Source organism: Streptomyces sp. NBC_01176, assembly GCF_045039825.1.
Taxonomy (GTDB): Bacteria; Actinomycetota; Actinomycetes; order Streptomycetales; family Streptomycetaceae; genus Streptomyces.
Window position 1 is genome coordinate 749,625 of the sequence record NZ_CP108600.1, and the last position, 24,033, is coordinate 773,657.

The 24,033-nt window shown below is 69.6% G+C and carries 19 protein-coding genes; 9 read left to right on the plus strand and 10 right to left on the minus strand.

Annotation, left to right across the window (positions count from 1 at the left end):
- The first annotated feature begins 51 nt into the window (after positions 1 to 51).
- A complete protein-coding gene (locus OG199_RS02940; protein WP_405827734.1) occupies positions 52 to 1,242 on the plus strand; it encodes a S1 family peptidase in 1,191 nt (396 codons plus the stop codon).
- 146 nt (positions 1,243 to 1,388) lie between these two features.
- Positions 1,389 to 2,393: a helix-turn-helix domain-containing protein gene (locus OG199_RS02945; RefSeq protein WP_356804846.1), complete on the plus strand. Its 1,005-nt coding sequence runs from the start codon at positions 1,389 to 1,391 to the stop codon at positions 2,391 to 2,393.
- Between the two features lie 56 nt (positions 2,394 to 2,449).
- Here OG199_RS02945 and OG199_RS02950 read toward each other — a convergent pair whose 3' ends face one another.
- Complete coding sequence (locus OG199_RS02950; protein WP_401805035.1) at positions 2,450 to 3,985, minus strand: AMP-binding protein; 1,536 nt, start codon at positions 3,983 to 3,985, stop codon at positions 2,450 to 2,452.
- A gap of 484 nt (positions 3,986 to 4,469) precedes the next feature.
- Between OG199_RS02950 and OG199_RS02955 the strand changes: the two genes are divergently transcribed.
- Positions 4,470 to 6,374 carry an AMP-dependent synthetase/ligase gene (locus tag OG199_RS02955; RefSeq protein ID WP_405827736.1) on the plus strand — a complete coding sequence of 635 codons (1,905 nt, stop codon included), beginning with the start codon at positions 4,470 to 4,472 and terminating at the stop codon, positions 6,372 to 6,374.
- An 84-nt stretch (positions 6,375 to 6,458) separates the two neighbouring features.
- Here OG199_RS02955 and OG199_RS02960 read toward each other — a convergent pair whose 3' ends face one another.
- From OG199_RS02960 to OG199_RS02970, 3 genes are all read right to left on the minus strand, one after another.
- A complete protein-coding gene (locus OG199_RS02960; protein ID WP_405827738.1) occupies positions 6,459 to 6,974 on the minus strand; it encodes a DinB family protein in 516 nt (171 codons plus the stop codon).
- 436 nt (positions 6,975 to 7,410) lie between these two features.
- Positions 7,411 to 7,992: a TIGR00730 family Rossman fold protein gene (locus OG199_RS02965; protein ID WP_405827740.1), complete on the minus strand. Its 582-nt coding sequence runs from the start codon at positions 7,990 to 7,992 to the stop codon at positions 7,411 to 7,413.
- 171 nt (positions 7,993 to 8,163) lie between these two features.
- Positions 8,164 to 8,826 (minus strand): class I SAM-dependent methyltransferase, encoded by a 663-nt coding sequence (locus OG199_RS02970; RefSeq protein WP_356804855.1) that lies wholly within the window; start codon positions 8,824 to 8,826, stop codon positions 8,164 to 8,166.
- Between the two features lie 402 nt (positions 8,827 to 9,228).
- Between OG199_RS02970 and OG199_RS02975 the strand changes: the two genes are divergently transcribed.
- On the plus strand, positions 9,229 to 10,962 hold the full coding sequence (locus OG199_RS02975) for a RecQ family ATP-dependent DNA helicase (RefSeq protein ID WP_401804439.1): 1,734 nt from the start codon (positions 9,229 to 9,231) through the stop codon (positions 10,960 to 10,962).
- 151 nt (positions 10,963 to 11,113) lie between these two features.
- Here the strand turns inward: OG199_RS02975 and OG199_RS02980 are convergent, their stop codons facing one another.
- Positions 11,114 to 12,577: an aldehyde dehydrogenase gene (locus tag OG199_RS02980; RefSeq protein WP_405827743.1), complete on the minus strand. Its 1,464-nt coding sequence runs from the start codon at positions 12,575 to 12,577 to the stop codon at positions 11,114 to 11,116.
- A 200-nt stretch (positions 12,578 to 12,777) separates the two neighbouring features.
- Between OG199_RS02980 and OG199_RS02985 the strand changes: the two genes are divergently transcribed.
- Together OG199_RS02985 and OG199_RS02990 are read left to right on the plus strand one after the other, a co-directional pair.
- Positions 12,778 to 13,623 (plus strand): helix-turn-helix transcriptional regulator, encoded by an 846-nt coding sequence (locus OG199_RS02985; RefSeq protein WP_405827745.1) that lies wholly within the window; start codon positions 12,778 to 12,780, stop codon positions 13,621 to 13,623.
- Between the two features lie 389 nt (positions 13,624 to 14,012).
- The gene (locus tag OG199_RS02990; protein ID WP_401804432.1) at positions 14,013 to 15,053 is read left to right on the plus strand and encodes a hypothetical protein; all 1,041 of its coding nucleotides are present in this window, start codon (positions 14,013 to 14,015) and stop codon (positions 15,051 to 15,053) included.
- 148 nt (positions 15,054 to 15,201) lie between these two features.
- Here OG199_RS02990 and OG199_RS02995 read toward each other — a convergent pair whose 3' ends face one another.
- The 3 genes from OG199_RS02995 to OG199_RS03005 all read right to left on the minus strand — a co-directional run bounded on the left by OG199_RS02995 (position 15,202) and on the right by OG199_RS03005 (position 19,085).
- Positions 15,202 to 16,512: a PQQ-binding-like beta-propeller repeat protein gene (locus OG199_RS02995; protein WP_405827746.1), complete on the minus strand. Its 1,311-nt coding sequence runs from the start codon at positions 16,510 to 16,512 to the stop codon at positions 15,202 to 15,204.
- 294 nt (positions 16,513 to 16,806) lie between these two features.
- Positions 16,807 to 17,805, minus strand: a complete 999-nt coding sequence (locus OG199_RS03000; RefSeq protein ID WP_356804867.1) for an NADPH:quinone reductase — start codon at positions 17,803 to 17,805, stop codon at positions 16,807 to 16,809.
- Positions 17,806 to 18,035: 230 nt separating this feature from the next.
- Positions 18,036 to 19,085: a zinc-binding dehydrogenase gene (locus OG199_RS03005; protein WP_405827748.1), complete on the minus strand. Its 1,050-nt coding sequence runs from the start codon at positions 19,083 to 19,085 to the stop codon at positions 18,036 to 18,038.
- A gap of 93 nt (positions 19,086 to 19,178) precedes the next feature.
- Here OG199_RS03005 and OG199_RS03010 point away from each other — a divergent pair, with 93 nt between their 5' ends.
- On the plus strand, positions 19,179 to 19,736 hold the full coding sequence (locus OG199_RS03010; protein ID WP_405827750.1) for a TetR/AcrR family transcriptional regulator: 558 nt from the start codon (positions 19,179 to 19,181) through the stop codon (positions 19,734 to 19,736).
- Positions 19,737 to 20,158: 422 nt separating this feature from the next.
- Here the strand turns inward: OG199_RS03010 and OG199_RS03015 are convergent, their stop codons facing one another.
- Complete coding sequence (locus OG199_RS03015; RefSeq protein ID WP_405827752.1) at positions 20,159 to 20,635, minus strand: hypothetical protein; 477 nt, start codon at positions 20,633 to 20,635, stop codon at positions 20,159 to 20,161.
- 261 nt (positions 20,636 to 20,896) lie between these two features.
- Here OG199_RS03015 and OG199_RS03020 point away from each other — a divergent pair, with 261 nt between their 5' ends.
- Together OG199_RS03020 and OG199_RS03025 are read left to right on the plus strand one after the other, a co-directional pair.
- Positions 20,897 to 21,592, plus strand: a complete 696-nt coding sequence (locus tag OG199_RS03020) for a TetR/AcrR family transcriptional regulator (RefSeq protein ID WP_405827753.1) — start codon at positions 20,897 to 20,899, stop codon at positions 21,590 to 21,592.
- A 105-nt stretch (positions 21,593 to 21,697) separates the two neighbouring features.
- Entirely contained in the window at positions 21,698 to 22,573 is an 876-nt protein-coding gene (locus OG199_RS03025; protein ID WP_405827755.1) for a PhzF family phenazine biosynthesis protein, read from the plus strand.
- A 153-nt stretch (positions 22,574 to 22,726) separates the two neighbouring features.
- On the opposite strand, the gene OG199_RS03030 is transcribed toward OG199_RS03025, so the two are convergent.
- Entirely contained in the window at positions 22,727 to 23,764 is a 1,038-nt protein-coding gene (locus OG199_RS03030) for a DUF6215 domain-containing protein (RefSeq protein WP_405827757.1), read from the minus strand.
- Between the last annotated feature and the right edge of the window lie 269 nt (positions 23,765 to 24,033).

The following is a 24,033-nucleotide window of genomic DNA, read 5'->3' on the forward strand; positions in this document are numbered from 1 at the left end:
GTCGCACGTCTCTGAGAGCGCTCTCAGCCTGCCCTTCCGCTCCACTCCCCCATGACGGAACGACGAAAGGCAACTCCCTTGAGACGCAAGACAGTTCTGCGCGCCGGCCTGTCCGCGGCGCTGCTCCTGAGCACCGTGGCCACCGGTCTCAGCACCCAGGCCTCGGCCTCCGACACTCCCGTGGGCGCGTCCCCCTCCGCGCCCAAAGCCCCGGCGTCGTCGGCTCTGATCACCGCCATGCAGAAGGACTTGGGCCTGTCCAAGGACGAAGCCACCGCACGGCTCAAGGCCGAAGCGACGGCCCGGACGGTGGACGGCGCGGCCAAGCGTGCCGCGGGCGACGCATACGGCGGATCGTGGTTCGAGGCCAGAACCGGGAAACTCACCGTCGCCGTCGCCGACAGCTCGCGGCGGAAGGCCGTCGAGGCGACGGGGGCGGAGGTCGCACTCGTCCGGCACAACGAGCGGCAGCTCGACGCGACGCTGAAGCGCATCGACGCCCTCAAGGCTCCGGCCGGTGTGGGCAGTTGGCACGTGGACACCAGGAGCAACTCGGTCGTCGTCGGCGTGGTCGGCACGCACAAGGATGACAACGATGTCCGTACCTTCCTGGACCGAGCCCGGCGGAGCGGTCCGGTGACCGTCGAGGAGACGCGGCAGGCACCTCGCACCTTCGCCGCGGGGACGGTGGGCGGCGATCCGTACTACACGGGCAATGTCCGTTGTTCCATAGGCTTCTCGGTGTACGGCGGATTCGTCACCGCGGGCCACTGCGCGCAGCCGGGAGCCGGTGTCAGCGGCTGGGACGGCAGCTACATCGGCAACTTCCAGGGATCGTCCTTCCCCGACAACGACTACGCCTGGGTCAACGTAGGCAGCGGCTGGTGGACCGTGCCCGTCGTGCTGGGCTGGGGAACCGTCTCCGACCAGCTCGTCCGCGGTTCGGCGGAGGCCCCCGTCGGCGCCTCCATCTGCCGCTCGGGGTCCACGTCGCACTGGCACTGCGGGACCGTGCTGGCGAAGAACGAGACCGTCAACTACAGCCAGGGCGCCGTGCACCAGATGACGAAGACGAGCGTCTGTGCCGAACCCGGCGACTCCGGCGGCTCGTTCATCAGCGGCGACCAGGCCCAGGGCGTCACCTCCGGCGGCTGGGGCAACTGCAGCAGCGGCGGTGAGACCTGGTACCAGCCGATCAACGAGATCCTCAGCCGGTACGGACTCACTCTCCACACGGCCTGACCCGTACCGGCTCATATCGCCGCACACCGGGCCCCGGGGCGCGATCCGGGCGTCGGAACGGTGTGCGGCGACGGTCGGCCACTGCCGGCGCACAGCATGCAGTACGGTATTCAACCGTCAAGCCGGTCGGTCTCGGGGAGGGCGCTGTGTCGCTTGAGGCGGCAGGGGTGTCGGTGACCGAGGAGTTCGTCTACCGACACCTGGTGACGACGGGCCGGGCCTCGGCCCAGGACGTCGCCGAACGCACCGGACTGAGCCGCGCGGAGGCCGAGCAGGCGCTCGACGCGCTCTCGGCCAAAGGCATGGCCAGCCACACCGACGTGCTCCCCCGCCACTTCCAGGCCACTCCGCCCGACGTGGCGCTGATGCCGCGGCTGAAGCGGAACGCCGACGCGTTGGACCTCGCCAGGGCGGAGGCCACCAGCCTGCTCCAGGCCTACCGCGACACGATGCGCCGGCAGGACGCCAGCGAACTGATCGAGGTCATCACCGGGGCCGAGGCGCTGCGCCAGCATCTGCGCCACATCCAGGCGAGTGTGCAGGACGAGATGCTCTGGTTCTGCAAGGCCCAGTACGTCGCCATGCCGTCGGGCAGCAACAGCTCGGAGTTCGAGGCGCTGGCGCGGGGTGTGCGCTACCGGGTCCTGTACGAGAAGGCCTTCTTCGACGACGCGGGCGCCGTGGACAACGTGGTGGCGGGCGTGCGGGCCGGGGAGGTCGCACGCGCGGTCCCCCATCTGCCGCTGCGCCTGGCGGTCGCGGACCGTGCCATCGCGGTCTGTCCGCTCGTGCCCGGCGGCCCGCAGGGCAGTCCCGACGAGCCCACCGCGGCGCTGGTACGGGACAGCAACCTGCTGGCCGCTCTCATCGCGCTGTTCGAACGCTACTGGGAGGACGCCGTTCCCCTGGACGTCGACGACTCCGGCGCGGTGGCCGGTACCGACGGGGTCGGGGCGGGCGACCTGCTCTCGTCCACGGACCGGCGGCTGCTGTCCCTCCTCGTGGCCGGTGTCGCCGACAAGGCGATCGCCACGCAGATGGGCCTGAGCCGCCGCACCGTGCAGCGTCACATCCAGCACATGATGGAACTCGCCGGTGCGGCCACCCGGATGCAACTCGCCTGGCAGGCCGCGCGCCGGGGATGGCTCTGAGGACCACGAGGAACCAGGCCGTATGACACCAGGCCGTCGTGGATCGACACGGTCCGTCAGTTGACGCCTCGGTTGTGTCCTTCCCAGTACTTCTCACGCAGTTTGTACTTCTGGAGTTTGCCGGTCGCCGTACGGGCCAGTTGGTCCCGGAACTCCACGGAGGTCGGCGCCTTGAATCCGGCGAGGCGTTCCTTGCAGTACTGGACCAGCTCGTCCTCCGTCACCTCGGTGCCGGGCGCGAGGACGACCAGCGCCTTGACCGTCTCGCCCCACCTCTCGTGCGGGACGCCGATCACCGCGACCTCGGCGACCGCGGGGTGGCTGAAGAGCACATCCTCCACCTCGATCGAGGACACGTTCTCGCCACCGGTGATGATCACGTCCTTCTTGCGGTCGCTGATGGTCAGGTGGCCGTACTCGCCGACCGAGCCGCCGTCGCCGGTGTGGAACCAGCCGTCGGACAACGCCCGGGCGGTCTCTTCGGGTTGGTCCCAGTAGCCCTCCAGGACCACGTTCGAGCGGGCGAGGATCTCACCCTCGTCGTCCGTGCGCAGGGTCACGCCGAGCGCGGGAGCGCCGGCCCGGACCAGGTGCTCCGCGCGCGCCTGGGTGTCGAGGCCGTCCCACTCGGCGCGGGTGCGGTTGATCGTGAGGAGGGGGGAGGTCTCGGTGAGGCCGTAGATCTGGATGAACTCCCAGCCCAGTTCGGATTCGACGCGGGCGACGGTCCGGGTGGGCGGTGGGGCGCCGGCGACGATGATCCGTACGCGGTCGCGGCCGGGGATCTCGCCCTCCCAGGAACGGGCCGCGGTGAGCACCGCGTTGACGACCGCGGGAGCCGCGCACATCACCGTCACGCCGTGCTCGGCCACCCGGCGCAGGATCTCGGCGCCGTCGACCTTGCGCAGGACGATCTGCCGTACGCCCAGGGCCGACATCGCGAACGGCATGCCCCAGCCGTTGGCATGGAACATGGGGAGCGTGTGCAGGTACACGTCCCGGTCCGTGACCCCCGCGTGCAGGGCGAAGGTCACCGCGTTCACCCAGATGTTGCGGTGGGTGATCTGTACGCCCTTGGGGCGGGCAGTCGTGCCGCTGGTGTAGTTGATGGTCGCGGTGGCGTTCTCGTCCGGCCGCCAGGGCGCCGGTTCGGCGCCGAACCGGTACAGCTCCGCGTCCGCGGCGGCGCCGATGGTGAACCGGTGCTTGCAGGTGATTCCGGCCAGCCGGTCCGTCAGTTCGGGGTCGACGAGGACGACGCTCGCCCCCGAGTGGTCGACGATGTAGTTCACCTCGTCCGCCGTCAGCCGGAAGTTGACCGGCACCAGGACCCGCCCGAATCCGCTGACGCCGAAGAACGCGGTGAGCAGCCGTGCGCTGTTGGGTGAGACCACCGCGACCCGCGCGCCGTGAGGCACGCCGAGCGCGTCGAGTCCGGCGGCCTGGGCGCGCGCCAGCTCGCCGATCCGCCGGTACGTCAGCCCGTCCCAGGGCTCCGCCGGCTGCTCCGGCTCGTCGACGATGCCGATCCGGTCGGCGTACACGGTCGTGGCGCGGTCCAGAAAATCACGGGCCCCGAACGGGACGATCATCATGGCCTCCCGAAGCTCAGTAGATGTGCGGCTTCCATCCGGCCACGACGCGGCCGTCGGGACAACCCCACGAGCTCGGCGAGCCACGCCGCCGACAGCCACCGCCAGAGTCGGAGCCGGAGCCGGGGCCCCGAGTCGCGCTGCACCGCCCGGCCCCGGCCCCGGCGGCGATGTCCCGTGCCGCTGCGCCGACGAAGGTCCTCGCCGGGTCGGACGCGGAGGATCACCTGTCGGAAGGCGCCACCAAGGTGACCGTCGGCTCCGTCCCGGCGGGACGGCCCGCACCGACCCCGACCAGCCCTCGTCGAGCGCGTCCGGCCCTCCGCTCACCAGCGAAGGAGACCCGCCCCCGGACCGTGACCGCATCGGTAGACGAACTGCTTGGCGATTCCGGCACAGTGGTCGTCGGTCTGGGCTAGATTCAGGAATCCTCGGCACAGGCGCCTCTCTGTGAGGCCATGGCGAGGAGAATTCTGGAGCGGGGATGCACGCGTTCGAACTTCCTCCACCGGCCACCGGCGTCATGCAGGGGGGACTCGCCGACAGTCTCTTCGAAACGGCGCGGCGTGAGCCGGCACTCGCCCAGGTGGCGCGCCGTCTCGACGGGGTTTCCGGTACCTGGGCATCGATCACCGCGGCCGAGCTGTGGGACGAGGTCGTGGACGTCGCCAGGGGGTTGGTCGCCTCCGGGATACGCCCGGGCAACCGCGTCGCCATCATGGCGCGCACACGCTACGAGTGGACCGTGCTCAGCTACGCGCTGTGGACGGTGGGCGCCGAACTCGTCCCGATCTACCCGACCTCGTCGCACGAGCAGGTCGCGTGGATCCTGCAGGACTCGGCCTGTGTCGCCGTGGTCGTCGAGGACGAACAGGGCATCATGACGGTCGGCTCGGCGTGCGCGTCGCTCCCGTCACTGCGCCACGTCTGGCAGTTGGACACCGGGGCCCTGACGCAGCTCGCCGAGCGGGGCCGGGCGATCCCGCCGACGACGGTCGACTCGCTCCGCCGCATCGTGCTGCCCGACTCGACCGCGGTCATCGCGTACACCTCCGGCACGACGGGGAACCCGAAGGGCTGCTCCCTGACCCACCGCAGCCTGGCCAGCCCCGTCGACACCCTGCTCACCGGCTGGAGACACACGGCCGCGCCGCCCGGTGAACAGCCCGCCATCCTCGCCTTCCTCCCCTTCTCCCATGTGTACGGCCTGTTGATCCAGGGACTGTGTCTGCGTGGCGGCATCCTCCTGGGACACGAGCCGGACCTGAGCGAGGAGGCGCTCTCCGCGGCGCTGCTCTCCTTCCGTCCCACCTTCCTCTACGCCGTCCCGTTCGTCTTCGAGAAGATCTACAAGAACTTCGTGCGGACGGCGCAGCAGACCGGCCGGGGCGCGCTGTTCGAGCGTGCCGTCCAGACCGCCAAGGACTTCGCCGCGGCCGCCGAGCGCCAGCGGCTGGGAACCGGGCCCGGTCCCGGCTTCGACCTGAAGCTGCAGCACGCCCTCTACGAGAAGACCGTCTACCGGAAGCTGCGCGCCACCCTGGGCGGACGGGTGTGCGGTGCGGTCTCGGGCGGATCGCCCCTCAACCGGGAACTCGCGCTCTTCTACGCGGGCATCGGGATCCTCGTCCACGACGGCTACGGGCTCACCGAGACGAGCGGCGGCATCACCGCGCAGCCGGTGGGCCGGGCGAAGTTCGGTACCGTCGGACAGGCGCTGCCGGGCACGGACATCCGGGTGGCCGACGACGGGGAGATCCTGGTCTGGGGGCCGTCGGTGTTCCAGGGGTACATCAACGACGAGGCCGCCACCCACGCGTCGTTCCAGGACGGCTGGCTCGCGACGGGCGACATCGGCCACCTCGACACCGAGCGGTATCTCACCATCACCGGCCGCAAGAAGGACATCATCGTCACGAGCGGCGGCAAGAGCGTGGCTCCCGCCGCCCTCGAAGAGCGTCTGCGCGTCCATCCGTTGATCCATCAGGCGGTGATCGTGGGCGACAACCGGCCCTGTGTGGGCGCCCTCATCACCCTGGATCCCGACTTCCTCGCGCACTGGCGCGGAACGTGGACCAAGGGGGAGGCGGCGGCACCGCGCGATGCCCGGGAGGAGAACGAGCTGCGCGAGGAGGTCAGGCGTGCCGTGGCCTCGGCCAACAGCACGGTGTCCCCCACGGAGTCCATCAGGGTGTTCCGTGTCCTTCCGGAGCCTTTCGACCTGGCCAACGGGTTGTTGACCCCTTCGATGAAGCTGCGTCGGGACGCCATCTCACAACGGTTCTCCGCCGAGATCGACGCCATGTACCAGACGTCGTCGCGACGGCCGCGGGAGTACACGCCGAACGAGCCGTCGGTCTGGGACGACTCGGACAACGTGTTCCGCTGAGGGAAGCGGCCTGGCGGCTCCCCGTCCGGCGGACCGGATGCGGTCATCGGATGCGGTCATCGAATGCGCCAGGCGGCCTCTGTCTCAGACGCCGGTATGTCCGTCGACGAGCTCACGCACGATGTCGAGGTGGCCGTTGTGGCGGGACGTCTCCTCAATGACGTGGAGGATCACCCAACGGAGGTCGACGTGGCGACCGTCGCTGATGGGACGCTTGGCCGTTGAGTTCAGCTCGTGGTCGGACACCAGGCGACGGTAGCGGGCACTCTGCTCGTCGTACTCGGTGAGAAGCCGGGACAACGGGATGTCGGCTGCTGTCCGCATCTCAGGATCGGGATCGTCGTCGGTCGCCTCGGCGAGCGGCCCCACCAGCTCCTCGCCCAGAAATATCACTTGGAACCAGTAGTACTCGACCCACCGCAGATGGCTGATCAGCCCGCACAACGTCATCAGCGGTGAACGCGGGAGTGGAGCCGTGCGAGCGTCTTCGGCGGACACGCCCTCACACTTGGCTCGCGCGGTGTCACGGGCATAGTCCAGGAAGGTGGCCAGCTGCGTACGCTCGTCCCACGCGGGAGGCGTGTCGGTTCGTTGAGTCATCGCGGGGAGTCTCCCGCAGTTCGGAATAGGTGTCGACTCAATTGACCGGAAGTACCGTCAAGTGCCACAGCGCCGGCTGTCCTCAGGAAGAGCCAGGCAAGATCCGCCGCACGGGACGTACGTGTACTTGGCCCGCAGGTTCGCGGCCACGTCCTCGGACAGTGCGGCCACCGAACACGACCAGCGTGCCGCCCTCATCTCCCACTGATCCGCCCGGCCCTGGCCGGAACGCCCCCATGCCCGCGGGGGCAGCCGTCGACACCGGCTCCGGCCGCCCCGTCCCGTGATCGGCCGACCGCATCGAAAACCTCCGCGATCGGCTCCGCGACCCGGCCCCCGCCACGTCGCCCTCGGACGCGCAGGTGGCACGCACCGAGCGTTACGCCTCGTGATCGGGGCCTCCGGCATTCGGCGGCCGCGCCGCAGACCGGATCAGCTACCGCAGATTCTCTCCGTGCGCGGGCTCCGGAATGCTGCGGAGCCGCTCCCGCAGCGCCTCCAGCAGACCGGGCAGATCGGGAGCAACGGCGAGGTCGTCCAGAGTGGCTGCGGGGAGGAAGCCAGAGTCGGCGACGCCGCGCAGGGCGCCGAGCAGCGGCGTCCAGAAGCCTCCGGCGTCAAGGAAGCCGATGGGCTTGGCGTGGAAACCGAGCTGGCGCCACGACCACACCTCGAAGATCTCCTCCAGGGTGCCGAGACCGCCCGGCAGGGCGACGAAGGCGTCGGCACGCTCGGCCATGAGCGCCTTGCGCTCGTGCATCGAGTCGCACATGAGCAGCTCCGTCACCCCTTCGTGCGCCCACTCCCGTTCGACCATGCTGCGCGGCATGACACCGATCACCTCGCCACCCGCCTTCAGCGCGCTGTCCGCCATCACGCCCATCAGGCCCCGCCGGCCACCGCCGTAGACGAGGCCGATTCCTTGCCGGGCCAGCTCTGCGCCAACGCTGGCGGCCAGCGCGGCGTACGCCGGATCGTGTCCGTTGGACGAGGCGAGAAAGACGGCGAGACGGCGCATGAAGATCTCCGGAAACGGCGGTGGCAGACCCTTCGGTCTACCACAGCCACTCCGGCGCTGACCAAGGCTTTCTCGCGAGGAAGAGCCCGTGGGACGGCTCGCGGCCTGCGAGTCCTTGCCCAGTCACACGCCGAGCGGCCCGCCTACCGCCAAGAATGGCGCCCATAGCCTTCAAGGAGACAGGACCTGGGCCTTGCGGGCGAGCAGGTGGATCTCCTGGAACTGCCGTCGGTCGGTGGGCTGAGGCTCGCGGACCATCCGGGCCACCTCGGCCAACCCGGACTCGCGCAGCGTCGCGGCGAGGTGATCAGGCCACCACCGATGGGCCGGCACGACCGCGTGATCGAAGACCTGCGTCGGGTGAGACGGACCTTCGCTTGCCGAGAAGCCGACCAGAAGGTGGCCGCCGGGCGCCAGTACGCGATGGAACTCCGCCAGGACGACGGGGAGTTCCGGCGGTGGCGTGTGGATGATGGACCACCGCGAGAGTACGCCGTCCAGCGCGCCGTCGGCGATGTCCAACGCGGCCATCGAGCCCACGTCGAACCGCAGGCGCGGATAATCCTGACGAGCCAGCTCGATCATCGCGGGAGAGGCGTCGACACCGAACGCCGCCAGCCCCAGCTCGTCCAGATATGCGGTGATGTGGCCGGGTCCACACCCCAGGTCCGCGACCCGACCGTCCCCACGCGCACGGACGAGTTCAGCGAAGACACCCAAGATCCCGCGGTCCAGGGGACTGTCACGCAACGAGTCGCGGAACAGGTGCGCGTAGGTGGCGGCAGCAGCGTCGTACGCCTCGCGAGTGGCACTGAGGGAATCGAGTTCGACCATGCGCGGGATAGTAGTTCCTGGCCCTGAGGCCAGCCGGGAGATCACGTTCTCCTTCCCGCCCGTTCGCCCGGTCTGTCGTCATTTCGAGGAAGCCCGTGTCGGCCGCTCCCTCCCACGTCACGATCCCGTCCAGCGGGGCAGTCCCACGACGGAAGACTGCGCTTCGTGGCTGTCCTCCTGCCGCAGCCGAAGTTCCAGGTGCGGTCGGCCGTCGCGCGCGAGTAGGGCGGCGAGTCGGGTACCGATCCGTCGGGACGAGCCGGCGCGCCGAAGCCACGAGAGAACACCGTGCCCTCGCGCTCCTAGGACACGGAACGGCAACTCCTCGCCAGCGGCCTGTTTTTCGTCCGGTCGGGGGTACTCGAGCGCCGAACCCCACTGGAGAGCGGCGTCAGGAGTGCCATGCGCGTCAAGGTCGGATACTTCAAGACCAGGTCACTCAGGCGACGCCTCCAGCGCTGTGCCCGTGAGGTGTTCGGCTGGAAGAGCCTGCGCCCGCCGCAACTCGACGCCATGACGGCCGTGATGCAGGGGCGTGACACCATCGTGGTGATGCCGACGGGGGCGGGGAAGTCCGCCGTGTACCAGGTGCCGGGTGTGCTGTTGGAGGGGCCGACCCTCGTGGTCTCACCCCTGATTGCGCTCCAGCGGGACCAGGTCGCCCATCTCGCCCGCATCAAGGGATCCGGCGCCTCGGCCGTCAACTCCGCGCAGCGCGCACGGGACAACGAGGCCGTGTGGGAACGCGTTCGCGAAGGCAGCTTGGACTTTCTGTTCGTCTCGCCGGAGCAGCTCGCGAAGGACGAGGTGGTGGAGCAGATCGCCGCGGCCGCTCCCGCGCTGATGGTGGTCGACGAGGCGCACTGCGTGTCCTCGTGGGGATACGACTTCCGGCCCGACTACCTGTCCCTGCGACATGTGCGCGAACGCATCGGCCGGCCTCCGCTCCTCGCTCTCACCGCCAGCGCGGCGGCTCCCGTGCGGGCGGACATCGTGGAGCGGCTCGGCATGCACGAGGTGTACGAGCTGGTAGCGGGGTTCGACCGCCGCAACATCACGCTGGAGGTCGTACGGCACCCGGAGAAAGCGGGGAAGCGCCGGTGGGTAGTGGAGCGGGCCGCGGCCGAGGCCAAACCGGGCATCGTCTACGCGGGAACGCGGCGGGAGTCCGAGGAGTACGCGCAGGAACTGTCGGCGCTCGGATTCGACAGCGCCGCCTACCACGCGGGGCTGTCGGCGGCTGAGCGCTCCCGGACGCACGACCGCTTCCAGGCCGGCGAGCTCGACGTGGTCGTCGCCACCTCCGCGTTCGGGATGGGCATCGACAAGCCGAACATCCGCTTCGTGCTGCACGCATCCGTGCCGGGTTCCCTCGACACCTACTACCAGGAGATCGGCCGGGCGGGCCGCGACGGAAAGCCGTCGACGGCGATCCTCGCGTACCGGCCCGAGGACCTCGGCGTGCAACGGTTCCGGACGGGCGCTCACCCCGACCCGGAGACGCTGGGCGGGCTGATCGACACGGTGCGCGAGCACCGGGGCCCGGTCACGGCGACCGGTCTGCGCGAAAGCACCGGGCTGTCCCAGACGCCGCTGACGTCGATGCTGCACCTGCTCGAGGAGGCCGGAGCCGTCACAACGCTCAAGCGCGGAAGCGGCGTTCAGGCGGTGCCCGGGGCGCAGCGGGACGCGTGCGTCCGCGAGGCGATGCGGATCGCTTCCGCCCGTGTCGACCTGGAACGTTCCCGGGTGGAGATGATGCGGGCGTACGCGGAGACGAACGGCTGTCGTCGGCGCCACATGCTCGGGTACTTCGGCGAGAGTCTGGCAGAAGGCGACTGCGCGGGCTGCGACACGTGCGCCCGTACAGAGGAGTTGAAGAAGGCCCCCGCGCGGACTGGAGACATCCTTTCCGGTACGGGCCCCGCCCCGCTGGAGCCCGTGGCGGTCGACGGCGCCTTCCCGCCCGGAATGCGGGTGGGGCACACCACGTGGGGCGAGGGCGAGGTGATGAGCGAGGAAGGGGACAAGATCACGGTCCTGTTCGAGAGCGTGGGCTATCGCACCCTGTCCCTCCCCGCCGTCAAGGCGCGAGGCCTGCTGACGCCGGTGTCGTCCACCGCGACGAGGAGCTGACGGCACCTCGCCGGCCGCCTGTCGGAGGGCCGCCGCCGCGATCAGCTGGCCGCGACGGCCCGTCCGTTGACGCCGTCAGCGCCTTCGGGCCAGGAGTGAGGAGCGTTCAGCGTCCTGTCGGCGGACCGGGTGGGTCGGCCTGCGTCTCGGATCAGGAAGCAGGCATGAAGACCGACTTGCTTTCGAGGAAGCCGGCGAGTCCTTCCGGTCCCCCTTCCCGCCCGTATCCCGACATTTTCCGGCCGCCGAAAGGAACGTTCGGCGAGATCTCGAAGCCGTTCACAGAGAGATGGCCGGCGGTGACGCGGAGGGCCACGTCGAAAGCGCGCTCCGCATCCGCGCCGAAGACGCTGCCGCTCAGACCGAAGTCCGTGTCGTTGGCGAGGCGAACAGCCTCGTCGATGTCGTCGTACCCCTGCACGGTGACCACAGGGCCGAAAATCTCCTCGCGGGCGATCTTCATCTCCGGCCTGACGTCAGCGAACACGGTCGGCTCGATGTAGTACCCCGTATCGAGTCCGGGGCTTCTTCCGCCGCCGGTGAGGACACGGGCGCCGTCCTGCCGGCCAGCCTCGATGTAGTCGAGGACCCGCTGGTACTGACGCGGGTTCAGGACCGGCCCCATATCGGTCGTGGCGTCCCAGGGGTCTCCCACGGTCAGGGCCCGCACACCGGCGGTGTAGGCCTCCTCCACTTCCACGATGCGGTGTCGCGGGGCGAGGATGCGCGTCTGGGCGAAGCAGATCTGTCCGGCGAACGGCATGGTGAACGGGGTCAGGGCCGGTAGTGCTGTGGACAGATCCACGTCGTCGAGGATGATCGCGGCGGACTTGCCGCCCAGTTCGAGCGTGGCCCGTGCCATGCGCCCCGCCACGGATTCGGCGATACGCCGGCCGGTCGGCACGCTGCCGGTGAAACTGATCTTGTCCACTTCGGGGGAGGCGACAAGCTGTGCGGACTCCTCGGCGTCGGCGGTGATGACATTGACGACACCGGGCGGGACACCGGCGGCCGCGGCGCATTCGGCGATCACCAGTGCGTCGAGGGGGCTTTCGACCGGCGACTTGATCACCACCGTGCAGCCCGCGGCGAGAGCTGCGGGAACCTTGTGGGCGAAGATGTTGAAGGTGGCGTTCCACGGTGCGATGAGTGCCGCCACCCCGACCGGCTCACGCACGACCCTCGCGTGCCCCTGGCGCGTGGGCCGTCGCTCACTGAAGGGGTACCTCCCGGCGAGTTCGGCGAAGTGGTCGAAGCGGCTCTGCCCGGCGTGAATGAGCTGATGGGTGAAGCTGATCGGAGCTCCGACCTGGGCGGTCCACAGCTGGGCGAGCAGCGGGAGCCGTTCGCGTGTCTCATCGGCCAGGCGACGGAGATGGGACGCGCGCTCGGAGGCGGGCATGCGCGGCCACGGTCCCGTTTCGAAGGCGATACGGGCGGAGGTGACCGCGCGCTCGACGTCGGTGCTGTCGGCGAGAGGGAGGGTCAGCGTCTCCTCCTCCGTCGCCGGTGAGATCAGGGTGACGCGGCGGTCGGAATCACTGCGGGTCCAGCGACCGTTCACGTAGAAGCAGTGACGGAACTCGTCCGGGATATCGACAGGGAATTCAGGCATGGATACCTACCAGGATCGGCGCTTCGCCGGAAGTTCGAGGGGACTGCGGCAGAGACCTGCATTCCTGCCTCTTCCGATTCGTTTCCTGCCATCGAAACACCATGCGCTCACCGATGGGGGCCGTCCTTGCGCCCTCAGGTTCCTAGGTCTGTCAGTGCTACCCTGACAGAAGCGCATTCCGTGATGAGGATCTGACCAAAATGACACTGGATGTCACCTTGGGCGAATTCCTGCGCTCACGGCGGAAGGCGAGCGATCCTGGATCGGCTCCGCTCCCGTCCTCGGGGCTCCGCCGGGTACGCGGCCTGCGGCGCGAAGAGATCGCGCAGCTCGCCGGTGTCAGCGTCGACTACTACGCCCGCCTCGAGCAGGGCCGCCAGGCCGCCCCGTCGGAAAGTGTCCTGACCTCCATCGCGGCAGCGCTCGACCTCGACGAGACGGAGCGCCTGCACCTGTTCGACCTGGCCCACTCACCGGCACCCGTCCGCGACGGAGGAGGCTCGGCACAGTCGGCGCGGCCGGGCCTGATCCGCCTCATGGAAACCCTCGGCACCACCCCCGCCGTCCTGCACGGACGGGGCACGGACGTGCTGGCCGTCAACGAGGCGGCGCGCGCCGTGATCACCGACTTCTACGCGAAGCCCGCCAGGGACCGCAATGTCGCCCGCTGGTTCTTCCTCGACGAGGATTCACGACGGTTCGACGACTGGGACAAGGTCGCCGGAGACATCATCGGCGTTCTCCGGCTCGATATCGGCCGCTATCCTTCCGACTCCCGACTGCAGTCCCTCGTCGAAGACATGAAGGCGAAGAGCCCGCTCTTCTGTGAATTCTGGGAGAAAAACCGGGTAGCGATCGACGTGCCCGCACATAAAGTGGTCCGCCATCCCACGGCGGGCACCCTGGAATTCGAGGTGGAGGGTGTATCGCCGCCCTCCGACAGGGATCAGACTCTCTACATCTTCATGATGAAGCCGGGTTCTCCCACGGAAGAGGCAGTCGAGCGACTCGTGACCGAGTGGCGGGCCCGGCCGTCTGCCCTGTGAGGCCCGGCGGCCGGCATCAGGCGGCCCCCTCCCCCACGCCCGGACCGCCACCCCGCCCAGACCGTTGCCCACTCGGCGTTTGTCGGCGGTCAAGAACTGCGTGGCGGACCCGGTCAGCGGATTTCGCGGGTTGAACGCCGGCTCGTGTGCACCGGGGCAGCCTGCCGCCCCGCCCTCGACACGTCATCTCCGCGGGCGCCTGCGGACTTGCTTCCCCGAGGCAGCAGACAGAGAGAGCGAACATCCCATCATTAAAATGAGTGTATTTAAGGCCATTTGATAGATATCCGGGCAAGGTGCTATTCGTCCTGTATGGCGAGCCATTCGGATGGGCACCCTCCGTTTCGGTGCGGATCCGCACCGAAACAGCGAGTGAAAGAGAGAGCGCCATGCCCGTTTCCACCGCGCCCGGGACCACCTGGGGCACATGGATCAATCTCGAGGGCGGCATCTTCGCCGAGCCCGCCCCCGTCCTCAACGCCGACAACCGCGTCCAGGTGTTCGTCCTGGGCGGTTCCAACACCCTGTGGAGCCGCTGGGAACAGCGTGACGCGGGCCGGACCTGGGCGCCCTGGTACCAGCACCCGGGCGTGGCGATCACCGGCGTTCCCAGCCCGGTGCGCGGCAAGGACGGCAAGATCCGGGTCTTCTACCGCTCCTCCGCCGGACACCTCGAAGTCATCACCCAGAACACCCCCAACACCGGCTTCGGCGCGCCGCAGCAGATCGTGACCAACATCGGCGGCGACCCGGCCGCCGCACTGAACGCCGACGGCCGCATCCAGGTCTTCTTCCGCGGCACCGACGGCGCTCTGTGGTACACCCGCAACCAGGGTCTCCTCTACGAGGCCTACACCAGCCCCGTATCGCTGGGCGGAAGCATCTACGCCACCCCCTCGCCCATCCTCGACGGATCCGGCCGCATCGTCGTCGCGGTCAAGGGCGGCAGCGACACCCTGTACACCATCCAGCAGAAGACACCCAACGGTCTCGACAACTGGAAGCCCTACAACCAGGAGACCACCGGCGTGACCACCCGCTCCTCCGTGGTTCTGGACGCCGCGGCCCGCGTGCAGATCCTCTACCGCGGCTCGAACGGCTCGGCCTGGCGCGTCGGCCAGAACGACGACTACGAGACCTTCCAGACCTCTGCCAGCCTGGGCGGCCAGATCATCAACCGGCCCACCGCCGCCCTCGGCTTAGACGGACGGGTCAACGTGTTCGCCAAGGGCACCGACAAGGCCCTGTGGGTCGCCGTCCAAGCCGCCGAGAACGACACCACGTACCAGGACTTCCAGTCCCTGGACGGCGTCATCGGCGACGTCGACGTGAGCCCCGCCATCGCCAACCAGGAAGCGCTCCTCTACGTGTTCACCCAGGGATCGGGCACCGCGCGCAACCTCTGGCTGCAACGCGAGACCTGGACCTGAGCAACCACACACGCGGACCGTGCCACCCCCGGGAAGCCGGTCGGCACGGTCCGCTCGCACCGGTCCCGCCCACAGGCGTGCGGGGGGGGGGACAGCGGTCAGTTACGGAGACGCCTTCGGTCGTCGGTCCTGTGTGCTGCTGGTCGGACTAACCCGTGGTGCGGTAGGCAAGGGCCGCGTCGCTGCCGCTGTCCTCGGCGATGCCCACGTAGCCGTTCACGGCGACCGGGGCGATCCCTGGTGATGTCTCGATGTCGAGTCCGGTCCGGGAGTCGAGGACGACAGGACCGGCTCCCTCGGTGCCGGTGACCTTCCCGTAGACCGCGCCGTTGAACACCGCGGTGACCGTGGGAGCCACCCGGTCGGTGGACTTGTCGGGGAGTTGCCACACGAGGTCCGCGCTGGTGGCGTCGAGGGCGAACGCGTACGCGGGCAGACCACCGCCCGTACAGACAATCACGGCTCTGCCGTCGTAGGTGCAGCCCATGTCGGCGAAGGAGCCGTCGATCGAGCTCCTCACCTTGCCGGTGCGTGCGTCGAGAAGTTGCACGAACCTTTCGCCGATCCCCCACCCCCCGGTGAACTGGACGAGGTGAGGACCCGCCTCTCGGGCGGACGCGGCCCCCGAGGACTTGCCGCCGGTCCACAGCGTCCTGCCGGTGCGGATGTCGAAGGCCGTCAAGTGCCTCTTCGCATAAGGGTCGGCGACGTTCGGCCCGACAACCGCGCCACCGGTGACGGCCCAGGGAGCGAGTTCCTTCCGCCAGACGGTCTTGTGGGTGGAGAGGTCTACCGCATAAGTCATCTCGTTGTCGTCGTCGGAGGCTCTGACGACCGCGATGCCGTTCTCCACGCCGGCGACTTCGGCGCTCAGAGTCGGATACCTGTCGCGTGACCAGGTGGGAAGGACGATCTCGGTCCGCCATGTCGGACGTGAGGTCGCGGCCTCGACGCCGATGATCTCCAGGCCGTAATCGGCGGGCTCGGTACCGGATCCCGGGATCTTGACCAGGAAGAGCGCAATGACTTCCGCGTCGGCTCCCGTTCCGCTGACGGCCGGTGGCCGGGGCACCCTGCGCAGCACATCGGTGACCTTGAACGCCGCTTCCCGTTCGGGGGTGACACGAGCGAGGACGGTGCCGGTGCTGGTGTCGACGGCCTGGAGGCTCTCCGGGGACCAGACGTAGGCCGTGGTCCCGTGCAGGGTGACCTGCCTACCTCCCTCGGCCTCGTCGGGCAGGGGGACCGCACTGGTCAGGTCGAACGTGTGAGGCGACGGAAAACTCGTCCTGGGTGCGGCGGTCGATGACGGACTTCCGTCGGCGGAAGGGTCGTGGGAACGGCCGGAGCGCGGCCGTTCGGAGCGCTCGTCCCCGTTGTCGCCGCAGCCGGCCACCAGCAGCAGAGCCCCCAGCGCGCAGACTCCGGCAGTCGCCTTGATGGTGCGTCCGAACCACATCGGAACCCCCTGACGATGTGCCTGCGGCAGCGACGCCACACCGACCGTGTTTCAGCGTAGCGCCGGATGTTCGAGCATGGACAGGTCAAACACCTGTCACGATCCGGGATCCGGGGCGGGCACCGGGAGTCGGGCAGCGGACCGGGCCCAGAGCCGGCGCGAGGGCGAGCGTCGCCGACGGGCCGAACGCGCGGCAAGATCCCTTGTGCCGTCAGCCGGGCATCACTGGGGCCACCCACCTCAGCCGCCGGCCGACGGTTCACAGGATGAGCGGACGCGACGGCTGCGCTGGACTCACACGTCGATGAGGACCTTGCCCACCGCTCCCTTCTCGACAGCGGTGTGCGCGTCCGCGGTGCGTTCCAGCGGGAAGCGGTGCAGCGGCAGGCCCGCCTCCTCGCCCACGCGCAGCGCCCCGTCGGCGAGGGCGGCGGTAATGGCGGCGACGGCGTCCCGCTTGGCCTCGGCCGGCATGGTGTAGACGAGTACGCCCTGGAAGCGCAGGTTGCCGAAGAAGGTCCGGCGGGGCAGTGTCACGTCGGCGCCGTCGTCGTAGTACGCGACGGCGGCGTTCTGGGCCGTCACCGAGACGTCGAGCCGCGCGTTCGCCGCCATGGCGACCTCCACCACGATGTCGACGCCGTCCGGGGCCACCCGGCGGATCGCCGCCGCCGCGTCCTCGGCCTTGTAGTCGACGACATGGTGTGCGCCGGCGGCCTCGGCCAGACGCGCCTTGAACGGGCTGCTGACGGTGGCCACCACGGTCGCCCCTGCCCAGCGCGCAAGCTGGATCGCCATGTTGCCGACCGCGCCCGCGCCGCCGGCGACCAGCACGGTACGTTCGCGCAGTGCGCCGGGTCCGAGCCGGGCCGGGCCGCCGTCCCGCACGGTGAGGGCGCGGTGGGCCGTCATCGCGGGAATGGGGATGCTCGCGCCGAGGTCGAGGGACGCGTGGTCGGGCAGCGGTACGGCCTGTTCCTCGGGGAGCACCACGTACTCCTGCGCCGTGCCGTCCGGGCGCTGCCAGGCGGCCTCCCAGATCCAGACGCGCTGACCGGTCCTGGCCGGGTCGACCCCCTCCCCGACCGCGTCGACCAGTCCGGCGCCGTCCTGGTTGGGCACCTGCTCGCCCTTGTCCCGCGGCCCGGCCGTGCGCGACTTCCAGTCCGTCGGGTTCACCCCGGACACCTCGACCCGTACCCGCACCTCGCCCGGCCCCGGCTCCGGCAGCGGACGTTCGGTCAGGCGCAGCACCTCAGGGCCGCCGCCTTCCGTGTACACGATTGCCTTCATGATCTGCACAAGGCCCAGCCGAGCCTGGTTCTTCCCGGCCCGACACGTTCGCTTCGTCCGTTCGTCCATTCGTCCGTCGCACTCGACCATCAGCCGGACGTCGTCCACGTCCACGTCCACGTCCAGCCACCAAAGGCGACCGCGTCCGACGCTCCCCTATATCGCTCTCCCCCGTCACGGCACTTCACCTCAGATCGCTCATGGCTGCGCCCGTGATCGGTCGGATGGACTCACGGGTGCATGACGATCTTTCCCACGTGCTCCCTGCGGGAGAGTTCTTCCTGGGCCTGAGCGGCCTGGTTCAGTGCGAAGGTCGCGGCGATGACGGGCTGGACCTCTGCCCGACGAGCGAGGTTCATGAGGAGCTCGAAGTGCGTGGGCGTGTGCATCGCGGACCCGATGACCTGGGCGTTGTGCAGGTAGAGGCGGCGCACGTCGAAGGCCACGTCGTACCCGCCGAGTGCGCCGGCGATGACCCACCGGCCCCCTTCGCGGAGCAACGGCAGCCCCTCGCTGACCAGTTCGCCCGCCACGACATCGAGTGCGACGTCGACGCCCTCCGGGGCGGCGGCACGGATCTGCTCGGCGATGTCTCCTGCGCGGTCGATGACTTCGTGCGCGCCCGCTTCGCGCACCGTGTCGATCTTGGGTCCACTACTGATGGCGAGCACCCTGGCGCCGCGGGCACGGGCGATCTGAATCAGCGCGAGGCCGACGCCGCCGGACGCCCCCGAGACCAGGGCGGTTTCCCCCTTCCGCAGCCGGCCTCGCTCGATCATGCCCAGCGCCGTGCCGTAGGCGGTCGGCAGTGTCGCGAGCTGCTCGTCCGTGAGCGGCGATTCCGTCACGTCGTGTACACGCTCCACCGGCGCCGTCACGTATTCGGCGTATCCGCCGTCGCGTTCGCTCCCCATCAGGCCCACCGGGTGGGCGTCCGGCCCTTCGGTGTCGTAGATCGCGGGGTCGACGACCACTCGACGTCCTACGAGTCCCCCCATGACTCCGGACCCGACGGCCACGACCCGGCCGGCCACGTCGGCGCCCTGGATGCGCGGGAAGTCGATCGGGCCTCGCCAGCCCGACAGCGCCTTCGGGTCGTCCGGACGACCGTAGGCGCCCTCCCGGGTCCACAGGTCGGTGTTGTTCAGTGCCACCGCGCCGACCTGGACCAGCACCTCCCCTGCCCGAGGAACGGGGACGGCGACCTCCGCCGGCTCAAGGACCTCCGGTCCTCCGTGCCTGGTGATGAGAACCGCTCGCATGACATCGGGCACACCCATCGCTTGAACCTCCGCACAGGTATACTGATCTGTGAACATCCCCCACCGTACACCGATCTGTGAAGGGGTCCCGTAGTGCAGGAAGCGCGGCCCATGACGCCGGCCGGCCGCCGCATCGTGGCGGCCGCCGAGGAGCTGTTCTACGGCCGCGGCATCACGGCGGTCGGTGTGGATCTGATCGCCGAGTACTCAGGCGTGACCAAGCGGACCCTGTACAACGTGTTCGGTTCGAAGGACCACCTCGTGGCGGCCTATCTCACGGAACGCGACCGGCGCTGGCGGTCACTCGTCCGTGCCGCCGTTGACGCCAGCGACACTCCGGCCGAGGCCGTCACCGCCCCCTTCGAGGCACTGCGGACCTGGAGCGGGACCAACACCCGCGGATGCGCCTTCATCAACGCGCTGGCAGAACTCCCGGACCCCTCGCATCCCGCACACCGCATCGCCGCGGACCAGAAGCTCTGGCTGCTGAACCTTTTCAAGGAACTCGCCGCCACAGCGGGCTGCTCACATCCGGCCACCCTCGCCACCCAGCTCTTCGTACTGCACGAGGGGGCTGTCGCCACGCAGCCCCTCTCGCTCGACAACCTTCCGGAGTGCATCGACCTGGCACGAGCCCTGGTCCAGGCCAGTACATCGCCCCGCCGGTAGAGCGCTTTCGACAAGGGGCCGCCGTTCGGCCGGGCAGGGCGGCACCCGGAGCCTGCGCTCGCGGGGCGGAGGATCGCCGAGGTTGGATCACGCTCACCACCGCGTCCGATGGCTGTCCCGGCGTGGAGAGTACCTGCCCGGCCCGGCGGGGTGTCACGGCGTGTGGGGAGGTGATCCGCAAGAGAGGCGGTCGGCGAGGTTCATGTGTCGGTGCGGGCCTGGCCGCGGCCGGTGCGGCGGGCACTGGGGCCCGGACTGCCTTCGCCTTGCGTACGGCGTTCGTCTCGACGCGGGTGCGGACCGCCGCGGTGCGCGCGATCAGGGATTCAGCGCGCGATCAGGGATTCAGGTGGGCCGGGGGTGCGGTCGTACTGCCGCGCGGGCCGGCGTCCACGTTCCCGAGTGGCGCGGCTCGGGCCGCGTCAGCTGTGGTCCAGGGACCACACGACCTGGCCCTCGTACCAGCGGGCGGCGCTGACATCGTGTCCCGAGGCAGCCTCGTCGACCTGGTCCTCGTACCAACGGGCCGCAGTGACACCGTGCCACGAAGCCGCCTCGTCAAGCTGGTCCTCGTACCACCGGGCCGCACTGACACCGTGCCACGAAGCCGCCTCGTCGACCTGGTCCTCGTACCAACGAGCGGCGCTCACACCGTGCCACGAAGCCGCCTCGCCCTCGTGGTCGGCGGCCCGTACGTAGCGCACCGTGTCCAGCCCACGGCGGTCGCCGTCCGTGTGGCGGCCCGCCTGCTCGCCGCTGGTCGCGGACACGTACTGCGTGTGCTGCACGGGCACCGACGCCGTGGCCGCCGACGCCGAGCCGCCGGCCCCGAGAAGGGCTCCGCCGGCCAGTGCCGTGGAGGCGAGTGCGATCGAGAGGCGCTTCGTCATGCTGCTCATGGTCATTTCCCTTACAGAACTGCCGCGGCTTCGCCGATCAGGCGGGCGCCGCTTCCATGTGAACCGAGATCCGGAAATCCCGGGTCGGTCGGCTGGCTCCAAGGTCATCCGGAGGGGTGCCTCACGTTGACTCCGCCACCGTACCCGAGGGATGCCTCATGTTTGCAGTGAGCATCATCACAGCACGTCAGGGGCATGAAATTGCGACCGGAAACATGACAGCTGTCCAATTGGAGGGGTGCCTCATGTTACGGTCGAGCCATGAGTCACCATCACGTCCTGACCGCGAGTGGGACACGGGCGAAACCCCTGCGCCGTGACGCACAGCGCAACAGGGACGCGATCGTGGCCGCCGCCCGCACCGCCTTCGCAGAGCAGGGCCTCGGAGCGTCCCTGGAGGGCGTCGCCCGCGAGGCCGGCGTCGCGATCGGCACGCTCTACCGACACTTCCCCACCCGCCTCGCCCTGGTCGAGACGCTCTTCGACGCGAAGTACACGGAACTGCTCGCCACCGCGGAAGAGGCCGCGGTCATGGACGACGCCTGGGAAGGGTTCTGCCGCTACCTGGAGAAACTCTGCCAGCTGCAGGCCTGCGACCGCGCCTTCAACGACCTGGTCTCCGCACAGCTGCCCCTTCACGTGGCCGGCCGCGCGATGTTCGAACGCGCCAAGGAACTCTGCACCCAGGTCATGCGCAACGCGCAGGACCAGGGCGTCCTGCGTCGCGACGTCACCGCGCAGGACATCGCCTTCGTGATCTGGTCCCAGGCCGGGATCATCCAGGCCACCCGCACCGTCGCTCCCCAAGCCTGGCGCCGCCACCTTCACCTGATGCTCGACGCCTTCCGCACCGAGGGCGCCCACGAACTGGCCGAACCTCCTCTCACCAGCCAGCAGGTCGACCAGACCCTCGTCGCCCTCGAGTGCGACGAAGAGGACTGCCGCGAGCAGTCCTGACCGCGCGAGAGACGAGGCCGGGCTCAAGGACCCGCCGCGGACGCCCACTTCCGCCTCCACGCGCGTCCGGGAACAGCCGCGGCCCCACCCGGCGTTGCCACGAACATGACGACGAATACGCCGAGTTCCGAGGTGCTGCGCTACACCGCCTTCTCCAGCTCCCCCGACGGTGGAAACCCCGCCGGTGTCGTTCTGGACGCCACTGCCCTGGACGACAGCGACATGCTGGCCATCGCCGCCGACCTCGGATACTCGGAGTCCGCGTTCCTGACCCCGCCCCCGGAGGGCCTCGACGGCCAGGAGGGGCGGGCGTACAGCATTCGTTACTTCAGTCCCAAGGCCGAGGTGCCGTTCTGCGGGCACGCCACCATCGCGACCGCCGTCGCGCTCGCCGAGCGGACAGGCCCCGGAAAGCTGGTGTTCGCCACGCGCGCCGGCATCGTGCCGGTGGAGGTGGCCGAGGAGGACGGGACGCTCCGGGCCACGCTCACCAGCGTCGAGCCGCACACCGAGGACATCGCCGACGCCGACCTCGCGGAGGCGCTCGCCGCGCTCGACTGGCCGGCCACCGATCTCGACCCGGCCTTCCCGCCCCGTATCGCCTTCGCCGGCGCCCGCCATCTCGTCCTCGCGGCGGCGACGCGCGCCCGTCTCGCGGATCTCGCCTACGACTTCGCCCGCCTCGAAGCCCTCATGCACCGCCTGGACCTCACGACGGTCCAGCTCGTGTGGCGGGAGTCGGCCACCGTCTTCCACGTCCGTGACCCGTTCCCCGTCGGCGGCGTCGTCGAGGACCCGGCGACCGGCGCCGCGGCCGCCGCGTTCGGTGCCTACGTCCGTGAACTCGGCCTGGTCGCCGGGGACGCCGTCCTCACCCTGCATCAGGGTGAGGACCTGGGCCGCCCCGGCGAGCTCACCGTGACGCTGCGTGCGGGTGACCCGCACGTCCGAGTCAGCGGCGCGGGAGCACGCATCGGCTGAAGCAAGGCAGGACCGTCGCGGGCCGCGAGCACGGAGGCCGCCGCCGACGCGCAACCAGGCCCCAGCGACACCCGATCCCCGAAGTGCTCCCGCACCCGCCTCTTCCTCTTTCCTGGAGGGTCGGTGCGGGAACGCTGAGGGGATCTCGGCGCCTCATCGAACAGCTCGTCCGCGAATCGTCGGAAGAACCTTCTCGGCGATGCCGAGGAGAACGCTGTCGTCCGGGAGGGCTCCGGACGTGCTCCACACGGTGATGTCGTAGTAGCCGCCCCGGTCATCACGGTCAAAGGCCACGGACAGCGTCCTGGCCAGGGGGCCTTGTTCGGCCGGTCCGCCGGTTCCACCACTCCCGAGACTGATCTGGAACCTCACGGTGTGATCCGAGGAGAAGACCGCGGGCCGACCGAGAACCGTAAGGGTCTTGACGTCCGTCTCGTCCCCGAACTTCATCAGCTTCACATACTGGTCGGTGGACATCTCGTTGTAAGTGGCCGAGACATTCACGGTGTACGTGTCGAACGCGACCTCGGCCTCCGGCTGGGCGACCTTCCCGTCGGTCAGGAGAGCGGTGTTGCTGGTGCCGGAAGCGGTGGTCGCGGTCTCTCCAGGCGTCCCGAGGAGCTTGGCCAGGTCGGGCCGGTTGAGCGCCTTGCACAGCTCTGCGCCGGTCACCGGCTGGGGCTTCTCCTTGTAGACCTTCGGCAGCTCCGCTGGCTTTTCACCCGAACACGAGGCGGGCCGCGCGGAGTTGTCGTCGGACGGCATCACGCGTGGTGCCCACCACAGCACGGCCGCGAGTGCGCCGAACACGGCCACGGCCGCGACGGCCTGGGCCCCCGCGTTGTGATCCTTCTCCGGAGCGTCGCGAGCGTCCGCGACATCCGGAGCGTCCGGAGCGGCCGGAGCGTCCGGGGCACGGCGCGGCTCAGCTCCGGTCCGGGCCGCAGCCTCGACCGCCGCTCCGTCCTCGGAGGCCGCGCGGCTCGGGTTCCGTCGTGCGCGCAGGGCCCGGACCACCATGTGCACACGTATGGCGGTGAACACGAGGAACACCACGCCGAGACCGGCCGCGACCCGATCGTGATCGCTGACGGCGAGATACATGATGCGTACGCCGAGAACGGACCCGACCGCGATGAGCAGGGGCTCGCGCACCCAGAACGGCAGGAGACGGAGGAGGAAACCGAGCATCCGATGATCTCACCACGGCAAGATCGCGTTCGCCGTGGTGGAAGCCACAGTTCCGGGTACGGGCAAGGGCCGATGCGCGTCGGCGAACCGGATGTCGCCGACTTGCAGGACGGGCCCGGCCACGGTTGAGCCGAACCCGTCACTTCCCCGATCCCTCGCCGGTCAAAAGGGGAACCGAAGGCGCCGGTCGAGCCGGCTCCGTAGGACAGGCTCCGTAGGCTCCCTAGGACATGAGGCAGTTCGTTGTCCCCCGGTGCGGGGCCCGGCCG

What these genes read in the sequence shown, in the direction of transcription:
- OG199_RS02940 (WP_405827734.1), top strand. Translation starts at nt 52, where the DNA reads ATGACGGAACGACGAAAGGCAACTCCCTTGAGACGCAAGACAGTTCTG.
- OG199_RS02950 (WP_401805035.1), bottom strand. Translation starts at nt 3,985, where the DNA reads ATGATCGTCCCGTTCGGGGCCCGTGATTTTCTGGACCGCGCCACGACC.
- OG199_RS02955 (WP_405827736.1), top strand. Translation starts at nt 4,470, where the DNA reads ATGCACGCGTTCGAACTTCCTCCACCGGCCACCGGCGTCATGCAGGGG.
- OG199_RS02960 (WP_405827738.1), bottom strand. Translation starts at nt 6,974, where the DNA reads ATGACTCAACGAACCGACACGCCTCCCGCGTGGGACGAGCGTACGCAG.
- OG199_RS02965 (WP_405827740.1), bottom strand. Translation starts at nt 7,992, where the DNA reads ATGCGCCGTCTCGCCGTCTTTCTCGCCTCGTCCAACGGACACGATCCG.
- OG199_RS02970 (WP_356804855.1), bottom strand. Translation starts at nt 8,826, where the DNA reads ATGGTCGAACTCGATTCCCTCAGTGCCACTCGCGAGGCGTACGACGCT.
- OG199_RS02975 (WP_401804439.1), top strand. Translation starts at nt 9,229, where the DNA reads ATGCGCGTCAAGGTCGGATACTTCAAGACCAGGTCACTCAGGCGACGC.
- OG199_RS02980 (WP_405827743.1), bottom strand. Translation starts at nt 12,577, where the DNA reads ATGCCTGAATTCCCTGTCGATATCCCGGACGAGTTCCGTCACTGCTTC.
- OG199_RS02985 (WP_405827745.1), top strand. Translation starts at nt 12,778, where the DNA reads ATGACACTGGATGTCACCTTGGGCGAATTCCTGCGCTCACGGCGGAAG.
- OG199_RS02990 (WP_401804432.1), top strand. Translation starts at nt 14,013, where the DNA reads ATGCCCGTTTCCACCGCGCCCGGGACCACCTGGGGCACATGGATCAAT.
- OG199_RS02995 (WP_405827746.1), bottom strand. Translation starts at nt 16,512, where the DNA reads ATGTGGTTCGGACGCACCATCAAGGCGACTGCCGGAGTCTGCGCGCTG.
- OG199_RS03000 (WP_356804867.1), bottom strand. Translation starts at nt 17,805, where the DNA reads ATGAAGGCAATCGTGTACACGGAAGGCGGCGGCCCTGAGGTGCTGCGC.
- OG199_RS03005 (WP_405827748.1), bottom strand. Translation starts at nt 19,085, where the DNA reads ATGGGTGTGCCCGATGTCATGCGAGCGGTTCTCATCACCAGGCACGGA.
- OG199_RS03010 (WP_405827750.1), top strand. Translation starts at nt 19,179, where the DNA reads ATGACGCCGGCCGGCCGCCGCATCGTGGCGGCCGCCGAGGAGCTGTTC.
- OG199_RS03015 (WP_405827752.1), bottom strand. Translation starts at nt 20,635, where the DNA reads ATGAGCAGCATGACGAAGCGCCTCTCGATCGCACTCGCCTCCACGGCA.
- OG199_RS03020 (WP_405827753.1), top strand. Translation starts at nt 20,897, where the DNA reads ATGAGTCACCATCACGTCCTGACCGCGAGTGGGACACGGGCGAAACCC.
- OG199_RS03025 (WP_405827755.1), top strand. Translation starts at nt 21,698, where the DNA reads ATGACGACGAATACGCCGAGTTCCGAGGTGCTGCGCTACACCGCCTTC.
- OG199_RS03030 (WP_405827757.1), bottom strand. Translation starts at nt 23,764, where the DNA reads ATGCTCGGTTTCCTCCTCCGTCTCCTGCCGTTCTGGGTGCGCGAGCCC.